The organism is Dietzia sp. NPDC055343 (assembly GCF_053645265.1).
Genome location: NZ_JBSHMJ010000012.1, coordinates 38,064 through 52,289, shown reverse-complemented (window position 1 = coordinate 52,289; position 14,226 = coordinate 38,064). Strand labels below are relative to the sequence as shown.

The 14,226-nt window shown below is 71.9% G+C and carries 12 protein-coding genes; 8 read left to right on the top strand and 4 right to left on the bottom strand.

The genetic code is table 11. The features are described from left to right. The first annotated feature begins 119 nt into the window (after nt 1-119). The 5 genes from ACWIE7_RS07985 to ACWIE7_RS07965 all read left to right on the top strand — a co-directional run bounded on the left by ACWIE7_RS07985 (nt 120) and on the right by ACWIE7_RS07965 (nt 3,300). A complete protein-coding gene (locus ACWIE7_RS07985) occupies nt 120-671 on the top strand; it encodes a PadR family transcriptional regulator (protein ID WP_454068977.1) in 552 nt (183 codons plus the stop codon). Continuing rightward, the gene (locus ACWIE7_RS07980) at nt 668-1,756 is read left to right on the top strand and encodes an inositol-3-phosphate synthase (RefSeq protein ID WP_230929768.1); all 1,089 of its coding nucleotides are present in this window, start codon (nt 668-670) and stop codon (nt 1,754-1,756) included. Before ACWIE7_RS07985 ends, ACWIE7_RS07980 begins: the two co-directional genes overlap by 4 nt. A gap of 22 nt (nt 1,757-1,778) precedes the next feature. Then, nucleotides 1,779-2,321, top strand: a complete 543-nt coding sequence (locus tag ACWIE7_RS07975) for a hypothetical protein (protein ID WP_454057954.1) — start codon at nt 1,779-1,781, stop codon at nt 2,319-2,321. Nucleotides 2,322-2,426: 105 nt separating this feature from the next. Then, nucleotides 2,427-3,101, top strand: coding sequence for a HemK2/MTQ2 family protein methyltransferase (locus ACWIE7_RS07970; RefSeq protein ID WP_452098202.1), 675 nt, complete (start codon nt 2,427-2,429; stop codon nt 3,099-3,101). Next, nucleotides 3,085-3,300: a CDGSH iron-sulfur domain-containing protein gene (locus ACWIE7_RS07965; protein ID WP_454057956.1), complete on the top strand. Its 216-nt coding sequence runs from the start codon at nt 3,085-3,087 to the stop codon at nt 3,298-3,300. Before ACWIE7_RS07970 ends, ACWIE7_RS07965 begins: the two co-directional genes overlap by 17 nt. Nucleotides 3,301-3,400: 100 nt before the next feature. Here ACWIE7_RS07965 and ACWIE7_RS07960 read toward each other — a convergent pair whose 3' ends face one another. Together ACWIE7_RS07960 and ACWIE7_RS07955 are read right to left on the bottom strand one after the other, a co-directional pair. Beyond that, the gene (locus tag ACWIE7_RS07960; RefSeq protein ID WP_454068976.1) at nt 3,401-4,381 is read right to left on the bottom strand and encodes an iron-containing redox enzyme family protein; all 981 of its coding nucleotides are present in this window, start codon (nt 4,379-4,381) and stop codon (nt 3,401-3,403) included. A 10-nt stretch (nt 4,382-4,391) separates the two neighbouring features. After that, a complete protein-coding gene (locus ACWIE7_RS07955; protein ID WP_454068975.1) occupies nt 4,392-5,672 on the bottom strand; it encodes a hypothetical protein in 1,281 nt (426 codons plus the stop codon). 182 nt (nt 5,673-5,854) lie between these two features. On the opposite strand from ACWIE7_RS07955, the gene fdh reads away from it, so the two are divergent. From fdh to nrfD, 3 genes are read left to right on the top strand one after another with little or no spacing between them, the layout of a single operon-like run. After that, a complete protein-coding gene (fdh, locus tag ACWIE7_RS07950) occupies nt 5,855-9,109 on the top strand; it encodes a formate dehydrogenase (RefSeq protein WP_454069002.1) in 3,255 nt (1,084 codons plus the stop codon). A gap of 3 nt (nt 9,110-9,112) precedes the next feature. After that, nucleotides 9,113-10,102 carry a 4Fe-4S dicluster domain-containing protein gene (locus ACWIE7_RS07945; protein WP_454068974.1) on the top strand — a complete coding sequence of 330 codons (990 nt, stop codon included), beginning with the start codon at nt 9,113-9,115 and terminating at the stop codon, nt 10,100-10,102. Next, nucleotides 10,102-11,118 carry an NrfD/PsrC family molybdoenzyme membrane anchor subunit gene (gene nrfD / locus ACWIE7_RS07940; RefSeq protein ID WP_454068973.1) on the top strand — a complete coding sequence of 339 codons (1,017 nt, stop codon included), beginning with the start codon at nt 10,102-10,104 and terminating at the stop codon, nt 11,116-11,118. The genes ACWIE7_RS07945 and nrfD overlap by 1 nt, the downstream gene beginning before the upstream one ends. On the opposite strand, the gene selB is transcribed toward nrfD, so the two are convergent. Next, nucleotides 11,115-12,887, bottom strand: a complete 1,773-nt coding sequence (gene selB / locus ACWIE7_RS07935) for a selenocysteine-specific translation elongation factor (RefSeq protein WP_454068972.1) — start codon at nt 12,885-12,887, stop codon at nt 11,115-11,117. The two genes, nrfD and selB, sit on opposite strands and share 4 nt — an antisense overlap. Beyond that, nucleotides 12,887-14,167, bottom strand: a complete 1,281-nt coding sequence (gene selA / locus ACWIE7_RS07930; RefSeq protein ID WP_454068971.1) for an L-seryl-tRNA(Sec) selenium transferase — start codon at nt 14,165-14,167, stop codon at nt 12,887-12,889. Before selA ends, selB begins: the two co-directional genes overlap by 1 nt. Between the last annotated feature and the right edge of the window lie 59 nt (nt 14,168-14,226).

Sequence of the window (14,226 nt, the reverse complement as noted above, 5' to 3'; positions counted from 1 at the left end):
GGCGGACTCGTCGAGGCGATGCCACAGCGGGTTATATCGGTTCGATACATCACGGGGTGTAGCATCGACCGTCGTCGCAGGCGGACACCCGCAGGCGAGAACACGAAAGGAGGAGATGGGTGCTCGAACTCGCCATTCTGGGCCTGCTCGACGAGCGGCCGATGCACGGCTACGAGCTGCGTAAGCGACTGTCCGAGATGCTCGGCACGGTCCGCACCGTCTCCTTCGGTTCGTTGTATCCGACCCTGCGCCGCCTCCAGCAGCAGGGCGACATCGTCGAGGACGCCTCGGCCGCCACGGTCACGCGCCCACCCGCCACCGCGCGGCGCGGGCGCAAGACCTACCGCATCACCACGCGGGGCAAGGACTCCCTGGCAGCGCTGCTCGACGAGCCCGGCACGGCGTCGTTCACCGACGACGGCTTCGGGGTGCACCTGGCCTTCTTCGACGGCACGCCCGGGCCCGCCCGGGTGCGCCTGCTCGAGGGCCGGCGCCGGGTGTTGGAGGAACGCCGCGAGGGCCAGCGCGACGCCGCCGCACGCACCGGCCCCACCGAACTGCGCTACGCCCGGCAGCTCACCCTGCTCGGACTCGAGACCAGCGAACGCGAGCTGCGGTGGATCAACGAACTCATCCAGACAGAGAACCCATCACAAGGAGAACCCCAATGACCGACCAGAAGGTGCGCGTCGCGATCGTCGGCGTCGGCAACTGCGCGTCCTCGCTCGTGCAGGGCGTGGAGTACTACAAGGACGCGGCGGTCGACTCGACCGTCCCCGGCCTCATGCACGTCAAGTTCGGCGACTACCACGTCAACGACGTCGAGTTCGTCGCCGCGTTCGACGTGGACGGCAAGAAGGTCGGCATGGACCTCGCGGAGGCCATCCTCGCCTCCGAGAACAACACCATGAAGCTCTGCGACGTGCCGCCCACCGGTGTGTCCGTCCAGCGCGGCCCGACCCTCGACGGCCTGGGCAAGTACTACCGCGAGACCATCGAGGAGTCCCCCGCCGAGGCTGTCGACGTGGTGCAGGCGCTCAAGGACGCCCGCGTCGACGTGGTGGTGTCCTACCTGCCCGTCGGCTCCGAGGAGGCCGACAAGTTTTACGCGCAGTGCTGCATCGACGCCGATGTCGCCTTCGTCAACGCCCTGCCCGTGTTCATCGCCTCGGACCCCGAGTGGGCCGAGAAGTTCCGCGCCGCGGGCGTCCCGATCGTCGGTGACGACATCAAGTCGCAGGTCGGCGCCACCATCACCCACCGCGTGATGGCGAAGCTGTTCGAGGACCGCGGCGTCGCGCTGGACCGCACCTACCAGCTCAACGTCGGCGGCAACATGGACTTCAAGAACATGCTCGAGCGGGAGCGTCTCGAGTCCAAGAAGGTCTCCAAGACCCAGGCCGTGACCTCCAACCTCGAGGGCTCCCTCAAGGGCAAGATCCACGACCGCAACGTGCACATCGGCCCGTCGGACCACGTCGAGTGGCTGGACGACCGCAAGTGGGCGTACGTTCGTCTCGAGGGACGCGCCTTCGGTGACGCGCCGCTGAACCTCGAGTACAAGCTCGAGGTGTGGGACTCCCCCAACTCGGCCGGCATCATCATCGACGCCGTCCGCGCGGCCAAGATCGCCAAGGACCGCGGCATCGGCGGACCGATCCTGCCCGCCTCGGCCTACCTGATGAAGTCGCCGCCGGAGCAGATGCCGGACGACAAGGCCCGCGCCGAGCTCGAGGCCTTCATCATCGGGGCCTGACCCGCGAGAGAAATCGGAACACATGAACCACACCGCGACGAACCGCCCGCACACCACCACGGGACGTCGCCGTGTCCCGGCCGTCATCGCACTCGCGGTGGCGGCCGGGCTCGCGCTCGCCGCCTGCTCCGCCGACCCGGTGGACGACCCGGACACCTCGCCGACGGGGTCGACGACGACGGTGTCGTCGTCGTCCTCCCCCACCACCTCGACCCCCGCGGCGACGGCCGATCCCGTCTCGGCGCCGGCCACCACCACGACCCCCGCGCCCGCCCCGGCCCCCGCGCCCGAGCTGCCCGCCAACGTCGTGAGCACCGGCGGGCCCTGCCACATGGTGGGCGAGGTCGCCCAGGCCGAGGACGGCTCGCCGCTGTTCTGCACCGAGGACCCCCTCGCCGGGCCGCTGTGGCAGCCCGCGGGCGGAGTCGAGGCAGGCATCGGGCAGGCGCGGCCCGGCGGCCCGTGTTCGCAGGAGGGTATCGCCGTGCCTGGGCCCGAGGGCACCATCCTCACCTGCGCCCTCACCGGCGGCGGCGACGTGCCCGGCGGGTTGTACTGGAAGTAGGCGCCGAGACCCGTCGGCGCGTGCGCCGGCCCGTGCCGTCCGGTTGCGGCACCGCGGGGGTCGGGATTGACTCGTGGCCTCACCCGCGATCCGACCGGAGGCGAGATGGCAGCACCACTACGTAGCACCATTCCCCTGCAGGTGACCGACGGTGTCTATGCGCCGCAGGAGGACTCCTGGCTGCTGAGCGGCGTGCTCGAGGCCAGCGGGCTGGCCGAGGGGCGGCGTGTCCTCGACATCTGCACCGGCAGCGGGGTGCTCGCACTCGAGGCCGCCAGGCTGGGGGCCCGGGAGGTCCTCGCGTTTGACCTGTGTCCCGCCGCGGTGGAGTGTGCCTCCGGCAACGCGGCGGCCAGCGGGCTCCCCGTCGAGGTCCGGCTCGGCACGCTGCAGGACGCCGCGCAGCACGGGCCCTTCGACCTCGTGGTGACCAACCCGCCCTACGTGCCGTCGACGCTGCCGCCGGCCGGGACCGGACCCGACCGCGCGTGGGACGCCGGGGCCGACGGTCGGGTGGTGCTCGACGAACTCTGCGCCCTCGCGCCGGGGCTGATCGCGCCCGGGGGCGCCCTGCTGCTCGTCCAGTCGGAGTTCTCCGCGCCCCAGCAGACCGTGCAGATGCTCACCGACTCGGGCTTCATCGCCCACACCGCGGCCCGCCAGATGATCGACTTCGGTCCGGTGATGACCGCGCGGGCCGGCGAGCTCGAGGCGTCCGGCCTGCTCGAGCCCGGCCGGCGGACGGAGGAGCTGGTGGTGATCCGTGCCCACCGCGTCTGACCGCGAGCCCCGGGTCGTCCGCGTGGTGCCGGGCGGGCCCGTCCTCGTGGAGGGCCCCGTGGAGATCGTCACCCCCGACGGCGAATGTGTGAGCTCGGACCGCTTCATGGTGGCGGTCTGCGCGTGCCGACGCAGCCGGAACTACCCGCTGTGCGACACCAGTCATCGCAAGAAGGTCCGGCCCACGGACGACCACTGAGCGCCGGTCAGGCGGCGGTTCGAGTTCGGTCGGGCCGCGGCCGGGCGGCGGTCGCGTTTCCACGGGCCGCGGTCGGGAGGCGACCCGAGTCCAGCCTGGCTCAGGCCACCAGCGACGATTCCCCGCGCCGCCACGCCGCAACCAACCGGTCACCCGCGAGGTCGTCGAGATACGCGAGTGACCGCATCCCGAATACCACGTCGGCGGCCAGCTCGGGCTCCCGGCGGAGCAGGTCCCCGATCACGTCGTGTCGCATGACCTGCTCGTGCACGGCGTCGGCCTCGACGTGCTCTGCGTAGAAGTGCACGCACTCCTCTGGCGCCTCCAGACGCCGCAACCCCGCGACGAACCGGGCCGACCCGGGTGACGACGTGATCTCGATGGCCGCGAAGTGCCCGAGCGTCGCGCCCCGCCTCGAGCGGTGCAGGCCGAGCAGCGACATGAGGTTGACGGTCGCAAGCGTCTCGGCGGGCACCCGGTCGAGATATGCGAGATAGGTCGGGTCGAGGTCCGCGGCCGTCATGAGGTCCGCCCACAGCTGCTGGTGCACGCGGTCGCCGCGCCCACCGCCGTATTCGTCGAACTCCACGGCGACGAATGCCGCCTTGGCCTGCCCCTGGATCCGCGGGATCGCCCAGGCGTGGGGATCGCCCTCCTTGAGGTGGTAGAGCGAGCGGTGCGCGAAGTACTCCCGCATCTGGTCCCAGGTCCCCTCGTCCTTCAGGAACCAGGACGGCCCCGTCCCCGAGGTGGTCTCCACGGACAACGCGTCCATCTCGGCGACCGGATCGTCACCCGGCTCGACGTTGTCGCGGAGATACGCGAGGAAGCGCGCCTCCAGCGCGGCACGCAGCCGCAGCAGTTCCGGGTCCCACTCGAGCCCGGCGTCCACGCCGGCGAAACCTCGGTAGTGCAGCTCGTAGAGCGTCTGCAAGGCGAGTTGAAGATCCCGACCCATCGGATCGGAGGACACCACCGGCAGCGCCGAGGTGTCGCCGGAGGACAGCGCCGCGACGACCGCGTCCGACAGCTCGCCGCAAGCTTCCGGCAACGTCGGGGCGGAGACGGTCATGATGGTCATGGCTCCTTGTCTACCCCCTCCGCCGGTCGTCCTCCACCGCGTCGCGACCGCCGTCATCGCTCCCGCCGTCGCGGCCCCGGGCTTCGTCGTCGCTCCCGCCGTCGTCGTGTTCGCGCTCGATCCGCTCCTGCTCCTGCTGTTCGCGTCGGTCGGATTCGCGCTTGGCGTAGTTGTCGAACATCTTGCGTCTCTCATGCCACCTCAGGCTGTAGGTGGCCTCGCGGACGGAGTCCTCGTTGTCGAAGTTCGAGCCGAGTGCGCCGGCGAACGCACCGAGGCAGCTGGAGAGCCAGGCGAGGTGGACGTAGTCCATCAGCCGCACGGGCCTGCCGAGCTGGTTCTGCAGGTAGTCAGCGTCCATCACCGCGAGCGCGAGCAGGAACATCGCCGCCAGCAAACCGACGTACATGATGCCCACGCCGGTCCCGACGGTGAGGACCGTGGCGGCGTTGTCCATCCGCCGGTTAGCCGGGGTGACCTCGTCGTCGCCCGAGTTCCACAGGCCGTTGCGCAGGATGAGCCAGGTCACGAGTGTGAGAACACTCAACAGGCTGATGAGGAGCAGGCGGAGTGGATGCAGCTCCACGGCCAGCGAGGCGATGCTGCCGTAGAAGATGCCGAAGGCACCGGAGCCCGCGCCGGCCGCGACCACACCGGACAGCGCCGTCATCATGCGCGCGGGCCTGTTGTTGAGCACCATGCCCCCCAGCAGGCGCATCTCGGAACCGAAGCCGCGCTGCTCGGGGGGCGGGAGGTCATCGGTGCCGGGCGCACCCAGCCCGTCCCGATGGATACCGGAACTCACCAGCCGCAGGGCGAGCTTCCGTAACCTCGACCGCACCCGGAACGCGCCGAGCACCGGCATGCTCACCAGCGCCGCGGCGGTGGAGCCGCTGACGTCGTAGAGCAGCGGAATCCCCTGAGGGCGGGTGGGGAGATCTGCCAGATACAGCACGAAGTCCCAGTCATGTTCCTGCAGCAACCGGGGCGCGTGGTCGGTGAGACGAATCTCACCGTCAGGCGCGAGCGGGAGCGTCTCCTGGCCGGACTCCACCCGCCACCGGCCCCCGAGCTCCCGGGTCAGGTCGTCAGCGAGCTCGTCCGCGATCGCCGCCGCCACCATGCTGGGCATTCCTGGATCGGCCATGAGTCCGACGGTTGCGAGGCTCTCCTCCGCACTGTTCCGCCTGGCCTTCGCCGCGGCGGCCGCCTGTTCGCCCGGAGGCGGCACCCCGGCCACCTCGTCCTCGCTGCCCGTCTCGTCTCCGTCAGTCGGTCTAAGATCGTCCACCCCCTCCATCATGCTGCCGATTGCCCACAACGGAACCGGTTGCGACTGGATGATCGGTCAAACGGTTGCGGTAACTGGCGTGACTGGCGTTACATGGGCGGTGGTCAACGAGTCTGGAGGTGTCGATGTCGCCGCACGAGCCCCACTCCCCGCCCCAGCCGGGGCGTCCGTCCCGGCCGACGCTGGCGCGGCGGGGCGCCCCGCAGAACTGGCCCGTCTGGCGCCAGCTCACCGGCGGCGACCTCCTCGGGCGGGGCGCGGCCACCCGGTCCCGACGCCACCTCGAGATCACCCCACGTACCGCCACCGCCGACGCAGTGGTCAAGAGCGTGTGTCCGTTCTGTGCGGTCGGCTGCGCGCAGAACGTCTACGTCAAGGACGGGCGGGTCATCCAGATCGAGGGCGACGACGACAGCCCCGTCTCCCGCGGCCGCCTCTGCCCCAAGGGATCGGCGAGCAAGCAGCTCGTAACCAATCCCGGCCGGATCACCACCGTGCTGCACCGCAAGCCGTACGCCACCGAGTGGGAGGAACTCGACCTCGACACCGCGCTGGAGATGGTCGCGGACCGCGTGCTCGACTCCCGTGAGCGGTTCTGGGAGGAAACCGACGCGAACGGCGACACCGTCCGGCGTACCCGCGGGGTCGCCAGCCTCGGCGGGGCGACGCTGGACAACGAGGAAAACTACCTCATGAAGAAGCTCTACACGGCGCTCGGCGCCATCGAGGTGGAGAACCAGGCCCGCATTTGACACTCCTCCACCGTTCCCGGTCTGGGAACCTCATTCGGGCGTGGTGGTGCCACGAACTACCAGCAGGATCTCGCGAATTCCGACTGCATAGTCATCCAGGGTTCCAACATGGCCGAGGCCCATCCCGTCGGCTTCCAGTGGGTGATGGAGGCCCAGCGTCGGGGCGCCACGGTGATCCACGTCGACCCCCGGTTCACGCGGACCAGCGCCAAGGCCGACCTGCACGTCCCGATCCGCGCAGGCGCCGACATCGCGTTCCTCGGCGGGCTCATCAACTACGTCCTCACCCACGACGCGTGGTTCCACGAGTACGTAGTCGCGTACACGAACGCGCCGATGCTCATCGACGAGGAGTTCCTCGACACCGAGGACCTGGCCGGGGTGTTCTCCGGCTTCGATGACGAGGGCAACCAGTACGAGGTCGACTCGTGGCAGTACGAGGGCGCGCACGACCAGCGACCGCACGAGAGCGGCGGCGCCGACGACGGCACCGAGCAGAACCCCACCGAGGTCGCGGGATCCGGTGGCGCCCGGGCGTCCTCGACCACCGCCGCCCCGCCGCGGGACGACACGTTGCAGGATCCCCGCTGCGTCTTCCAGATCCTCAAGCGGCACTTCAGCCGCTACACGCCGGAGATGGTGGAGCGCACCTGCGGTGTGTCCGCCGACGACTTTCTCCGCGTGGCCCGGGCGTTGGCGGAGAACTCCGGCCGCGACCGCACCTCGGCGTTCTGCTACGCGGTCGGCTGGACCCAGCACACGGTCGGTGTGCAGTACATCCGCACCGCGTCGATCCTCCAGCTACTCCTGGGCAACATCGGGCGGCCCGGGGGCGGGATCATGGCGCTGCGCGGGCACGCCAGCATCCAGGGCTCCACCGACATCCCGACCCTGTACGACCTGCTGCCCGGCTACCTGCCGACCCCCAACGCCTCGCACCACCACGACCTCGACTCCTACGTGGGCACCGATGCGGAGGCCAAGGGCTTTTGGGGCAATATGCGGTCGTACACCGTGAGCCTGCTCAAGGCGTGGTGGGGCGACGCGGCGACCGCGGAGAATGACTACTGCTTCGGCCACCTGCCGCGCCTCACCGGCAAACACGACTCGACCTCGACGGTGCAGCGACAGATCGACGAGGGCGGTGGCGGCTACTTCCTCGTCGGCGAGAACCCGGCCGTGGGCACGGCCAACGGCCGGATGCAGCGCGCCGGCCTGGCGAATCTCGACTGGCTCGTGGTGCGGGACCTGGTGATGATCGAGAGCGCCGACTTCTGGGAGTCCGGCCCCGAGATCGAGACCGGAGAGATGCGCACCGAGGACATCGGTACCGAGGTGTTCTTCTTCCCCGCCGCCAACCACGTGGAGAAGAAGGGCTCGTTCACCAATACCCAACGCATGCTGCAGTGGCGCCATCAGGCGGTCGAGCCGCCCGGGGACGCCCGCAGCGAGTTGTGGTTCTACTTCCACCTGGGCCGCATACTCAAGGAGCGGCTGGCCGACTCCACCGACCCGCGGGACCGGGCCCTGCAGGACCTCACGTGGGACTACCCCATGGAACACGGCACCGACGAGCCCGACGCCGAGTCGGTGCTGGCCGAGATCAACGGCCGCCGCGCCGACGGCGAGCCGCTGTCGACGTACACCCAGCTCGCCGACGACGGCTCCACCCGCTGCGGCTGCTGGATCTACTGCGGCGTGTACGCCGACGGCGTCAACCAGGCCGCGCGCCGCAAGCCGCGGCACGAACAGAACGAGTTGGCCCTGGAGTGGGGCTGGGCATGGCCGGCCAACCGGCGGATCCTCTACAACCGCGCCTCCGCCGACCCCGAGGGGCGGCCGTGGAGCGAGCGCAAGGCGCTACTGCGATGGGACCCGGACGCCGACGACGGCGCCGGCCGATGGGTCGGCGACGACGTGCCCGACTTCGAGGCGGGCAAGGCGCCCGACTACGAACCGCCGGAGGGCGCGGTCGCGGAGGCCGCCATCGGCGGCGCGGAGCCGTTCATCATGCAGGACGACGGTCGCGGCTGGCTCTACGCGCCCCGGGGTTTGGCGGACGGGCCGATGCCCGCGCACTACGAACCTCCAGAGTCACCCACCCGCAACCCGATCTACCCCGAGCAGAACTCCAACCCCGCCGGGCATGCGCGGCCCGGCCCGTACAACATGACCCAACCGGGCCACGGAGAGCCGGGCAGCGAGGTGTTCCCCTACGTCTTCGGCACCTACCGCCTCACCGAACACCACACCGCCGGGGCGATGAGCCGGACGCTGCCGTACCTGTCCGAACTGCAGCCGGAGTTCTTCTGTGAGGTCAGCCCCGAGCTGGCCGCCGAGCGGGGCCTGGAGAACGGCGGCTGGGCCACCATCGTCACTTCACGCTCGGCTATCGAGGCGCGGGTGCTGGTGACGCGCCGGATGCGACCACTCCTCATCGACGGCGCCACGCTCCACCAGATCGGCCTGCCCTACCACTGGGGCGGCAACGGCGTGAGCATCGGCGACCCGGCCAACGACCTGCTGCCGCAGAACCTCGACCCCAACGTGTCGATCCCGGCGACCAAGGCCACGAGTTGTGACATCGTCGCGGGACGACGTCCGCGCGGCCCCGCGCTCCTCGAGTTCGTCGAGGGTTATCGTCGCCGAGCGGGAATCCGCACCGAACCGGGAACGGAGAGCTGATCCATGTCCGCCTTCCTGTCCGACCTCGGACGGTCCTTCTTCGGTGACGTCGACCCCGCCGTCGACGGCGGCTACGAGGACCCGCCGCCGCGCAAGGGCTTCTTCACCGACACCTCGGTGTGCATCGGCTGCAAGGCCTGCGAGGTGGCGTGCAAGGAGTGGAACCTCATCCCCGAGGACGGCCTCGAGCTCACCGGGAACTCGTACGACAACACCGGCTCACTCGGCTCGTCCACGTGGCGGCACGTGGCGTTCATCGAGCAGGAGGTGCCGGCCCGCCTGGCCGCGGCGAGCCCGGCTCCCGATACCGGGGCCGGCGCCGGGCTCGGGGCCGCGCCCCCGGTCGATCTGGGCCTGCCCACGTCGACCCTGCCCGGAGACACTGCAGACGCTGGGGACGCCACCGACTTCCGGTGGCTCATGGAGTCGGACGTGTGCAAGCACTGCACTCACGCGGCGTGCCTCGACGTGTGTCCGACCGGCGCGCTCGCGCACACCGAGTTCGGCACCGTCGTGGTGCAGAACGACATCTGCAACGGCTGCGGCTACTGCGTCTCCGCCTGCCCGTACGGGGTCATCGAGCGACGCCCCGGCCCCGCGGGCGACCCCGCCGTGGGGATCGCCCAGAAGTGCACCCTCTGCTACGACCGGCTCACCGAGGGGATGACCCCCGCGTGCGCCAAGGCCTGCCCCACCGACTCGATCCAGTTCGGTGACCTCGATGAACTACGCGAGCGGGCCGTCGGGCGTCTGGACCAGCTCGTCGAGGCCGGGGAACCCCGCGCCCAGCTGTACGGCCACGACGCCCGCAACGGCGTCGGCGGCACCGGGGCGTTCTTCCTGCTCCTCGACGACCCCGAGGTGTACGGTCTGCCGCCGGATCCCGTGGTGACCACGCGTCACGCCCCGGCGATGTGGCGACAGGCCGCGCTCGCCGCCGCGACACTGCTCGGCGGCGCGGTGGTCGCCTTCGCCGCCGGGGGACGACCCTGATGACCGACTCTGAACAGCGTTCGCGTACCCGCCGGCGTCGCCGCGGGGGGCGCGAGCAGCTCATGGTCCCGGAGGCGGAGTTCCAGTCCTACTACGGCAAGCCCATCGTCAAGGCCCCGCCGTGGGAGGCCGACATCCCCGCCTACCTGTTCCTCGGCGGCCTCGCGGCGGGGTCCTCGCTGCTCGCCGCGGGTGCGGATCTCGCCGGACTCCCCGCGCAGCGGCGTTCCGCGCGGGTGGTGGCGCTGGGCGGCATCACGGCCAGCCTGTACTTTCTCGTCAACGACCTGGGTCGCCCGGAGCGCTTCCACCACATGTTGCGGGTGTTCAAGCCGACCTCGCCGATGAGCGTGGGGACCTGGATCCTGTCCGCCTACGGGCCGTTCGTCGGCCTCGCCCTCGGCCGCGAGGTCGTCCCCCTGCTCCCTGGACGACTCGCCGGGGTGCTGCCGATCGGCCTCATCGACCGCGCGTCCACGCCCGCCGGGATCGTCGCCGCCGCCATCGCGCCGGCCGTCGCCTCCTACACGGCGGTCCTCCTCACCGACACCGCCGTGCCGAGCTGGCACGAGGCCCGTCACGAACTGCCCTTCGTCTTTGTCGGCAGCGCCGCCGCCGCGTCCGGGGGCGTCGGCATGCTCCTCAACCCACTGCACGAGACCGGGCCCGCGCGCCGCCTCGCGGTCGGCGGCGCCCTGCTGGAACTCGGCGCCGAGCAGTTCATGCAGCGCTCGATGGGGATCACCGCGGAGCCACTCCACCGGGGCCGAGCCGGCAGATACCACGCCGCCGCCCGCGCGCTCACCATCGTCGGAGCGGTCGGCGCGGTCCTCGGCAGACGCAGCCGCGTGGCCTCGGCCATCTCGGGTCTCGCACTGGCGGCCGGCTCTGCGTCCACCCGGTGGGCCGTGTTCCACGCCGGCATGGAGTCGACCAAGGACCCGAAGTACACCGTCGTGCCACAGCGACAGCGTCGCGACGCCCGGGGCGGTGGCGAAGCGTTCAGTGAGGTCTAGTCCACCACGTGCCCGTCATCGCCGACCCGGCGGCTGAGCCCCTCCTCGGCGAGCTTCTCGAGTAGGGGCATCACGACGCGTCGCGAGGTGCCCAGGTGCGTGCGGGCGGTACTCGGCGTGAACGGCTGGGGCAGGCGCCGTAGCTCGGCGACCGCGGCCTCCGTGGCGTCGGGCCCGAGCCACACGCCAGGCCCGATCCGGCTGACCAGGCCCGCGCGCACGCACGCCGCCAGTTCCCGCGTACCCAGGCCGAGTCCGGCGAGCTCGTCGGCGCTCGGGGCGTCGAACGGTCGCGCCGCGAACCGCTCGGTCAGCCCGGCGACCGCGGTCCGGACGTGCTCGGGCAGCCCCGGACCGCCGCCACCGGTGACGACACGGCCGCCGTCCGTCCGCAGACCCGACGCGGCAGGATGTGCGAGCACCACCGTCAGCAGCCGCGCGTCGGGCAGGTCGAGGGCGCGGCGGGCCGCCTCGGTGGGCAGCCCGGGGTCGAGCGGATCGCGTCGGTCGTGGTCCTCGACCGCGGAGACGAGGCGCTCCACCAGGCCGGGGAGGGCGTCGCGGTCGAGGAGCCAGCCGCCGATCTCGTCGGCCGCCGGCACGTCGGCGACGCCGAACGCCCGTAGGTCGTCGACGTGCGCGACGCCGCGTCGACGCAGCTCGGACCCCAGATCGGGCTCCTCGGGGGTGGCGGCGAGCACCTCCGCCCGGCGCCGAGCCGCTCCGCGTCGGCTCAGCTCCGGAGGCGCGGGATCGAGGACGACCGCACCCGCCGGGATTCGCTCGGCACCGGGCTCGCGCAGGATCAGCCGGTCGCCCACGCGCAGCGGCAGCGGCTCGGCGAGGGCGAGTCGTGCGTGTCGCGCGTCCAGCGGGCGGACGTGTGCCGTCACGGCCGCGGAGCCGCAGTGCACCGTCACCTGCCCGGGCAGGTCGGCGGTGTCGGCGCCGGGGTCCACGCGCACGTCCGGGGTGGACGACGGACGCCACCGGCCGGGCGTGAGCAGAGCGGTCCCGCGGGGCACGTCGTCTGCGGCCACGCCGCGTAGATTGACGGCCACCCGCGCCACCGCCGCGACCTCGTCGCGCGCCTCCCCCAGCGACTGCAGGCCGCGCACCGCGACGCGCGGCCCCCCGGGTCCGACCTCCAGCGCGTCGCCGGTGCGCACCGTCCCGGCGGGAAGGGTGCCGGTGACGACGGTGCCGGAGCCTCCGATGGTGAACGACCGGTCCACCCACAGACGGACGTCCGCCTCCCGGTCGGGCTCGGGCAGTGCGGCGCCCAGGCGGACCAGTTCCGCACGCAACTCGTCGAGGCCGGCGCCGGTGACCGCGGAGACGCACACCGCCGGTATGTCGGCAAGCGGGGTGCCGGCCATCGCGGTGCGCGCCTCGGCCAGCGCGAGGTCGGGTTCCAGGAGGTCGCTGCGGGTGACGACGACGACGCCGTGCCGCACGCCCAGCGCCACGAGCGCGTCGAGGTGCTCGGCGGATTGCGGCATCCAGCCGTCGTCGGCGGCCACCACGAAGAGCACCGCCGGCACCGGGCCGATCCCGGCGAGCATGTTCGGCATGAACCGGCGGTGGCCGGGGACGTCGACGAACGCGACGGTCCGCCCGTCGTCGAGCGTGGCGGAGACGTACCCGAGGTCGATGGTCAGCCCGCGCCGCCGCTCCTCCGCCCAGCGGTCGGGTTCCTCACCGGTGAGCGCCCGCAGCAGGGTCGACTTGCCGTGGTCCACGTGGCCGGCGGTCGCCACCACGAACATCAGGCGCGCTCCCGGGCCGCGATCACCAGTCGGAGCAGTTCGGGATCGTCCGAGGTGGGCAGCGCCCGGAGATCGAGCAGGCACCGCCCCTCGGTGACGCGTCCCAGTACGGCGGGTCGTCCCGCGCGCAGGGCGTCGGCGAAGCGCTCCGGCAGAGCCACCGCCGCGCTCGGCAGGTCGACACCCGGCGCGCCCCCGCCCCCGACCGCCGCGACCGAGCGGACGGCCTCGGCCGGCACCCCGGCGGAGGTGAGGTCGTCGGCGAGGCGCCGCGCCCGCTCGAGAAGACCGCCCGCGTCGGCCTCGAGTCCCTCGATGACCGGCGGGCGCGGTCCGCGGAGCGTGGCCTCGAGCGCGGCGAGCGTGAGCTTGTCCACGCGCAAGGCCCGGGCGAGCGGGTGACGGCGCAGCCGGTGCACGAGGTCGGCGGCCCCGCCCAGGATCCCGGCCTGCGGTCCGCCGAGGAGCTTGTCGCCGCTGGAGGTCACCAGGTCGGCACCCGCGGCGAGCATCGTCGCCATATCGGGCTCGTCGGGGAGCACCGGGTGCGGGGCGAGCAGGCCGGACCCGATGTCCACCACCAGTGGCACGCCGTGGCCGGCGAGCTGCGCGGCCGGCACGACCGAGGTGAAGCCGCTGACGAGGAAGTTCGAGGGGTGGACCTTGAGCACGAAGGCCGTGGTCTCGTCGATCGCGGCGAGGTAGTCCTCGACGCGGACGCGGTTGGTGGTGCCCACCTCCCGCAGCCGGGTGCCGGTGGACTCGAGAAGCTCGGGCAGGCGGAAGCCGTCGCCGATCTCGATCATCTCCCCGCGCGAGATCACCACCGTGCGCCCCGGGCCGCCCAGCGCGGTGACGGCGAGGGCGAGCGCCGCCGCACCATTGTTGACGACGTGGACGTCACCCGCTGTCGGCACCGCGTCACGCAGCGCGTCCAGCGCACCCCGGCCCCGGCGACCCCGCCGTCCGGTGGCCAGGTCCAGCTCGACGTCGTTGGTGCCGGCGGCCTCGCCGAGCGCACGCACGGCGGCCGCCGACAGGGGCGCCCGGCCGAGGTTGGTGTGCAGCAGCACCCCGGTCGCGTTGAGGACGCGGCTGAGCGAGACCGGCGCCGACGGCAGGCCGGCCAGCACGGCGTCGACGATCTCGTCCGCGGGCAGATCGCCGGCACGTGCCCGGCCCTGCGCGTCCCGGATCCGTGCCTTGACCAGCTCGCGGCCCAGCCCGGCGAGCGAGTCGGCCAGGCGCGGGTCGCGGAGCACGGCATCGGTGGAGGGCACGCGCCGGCGGGGATCGCCGGTCGTCGACTGCTCGGTGATGGCCCGCTCCTCTTCCCCGG

Bases quoted from the DNA above. Each gene is read 5' to 3' on its own strand.
- ACWIE7_RS07970 (WP_452098202.1), top strand. From the start codon at position 2,427: ATGGCAGCACCACTACGTAGCACCATTCCCCTGCAGGTGACCGACGGT.
- selB (WP_454068972.1), bottom strand. From the start codon at position 12,887: ATGTTCGTGGTGGCGACCGCCGGCCACGTGGACCACGGCAAGTCGACC.
- ACWIE7_RS07975 (WP_454057954.1), top strand. From the start codon at position 1,779: ATGAACCACACCGCGACGAACCGCCCGCACACCACCACGGGACGTCGC.
- ACWIE7_RS07945 (WP_454068974.1), top strand. From the start codon at position 9,113: ATGTCCGCCTTCCTGTCCGACCTCGGACGGTCCTTCTTCGGTGACGTC.
- ACWIE7_RS07980 (WP_230929768.1), top strand. From the start codon at position 668: ATGACCGACCAGAAGGTGCGCGTCGCGATCGTCGGCGTCGGCAACTGC.
- ACWIE7_RS07960 (WP_454068976.1), bottom strand. From the start codon at position 4,381: ATGACCATCATGACCGTCTCCGCCCCGACGTTGCCGGAAGCTTGCGGC.
- nrfD (WP_454068973.1), top strand. From the start codon at position 10,102: ATGACCGACTCTGAACAGCGTTCGCGTACCCGCCGGCGTCGCCGCGGG.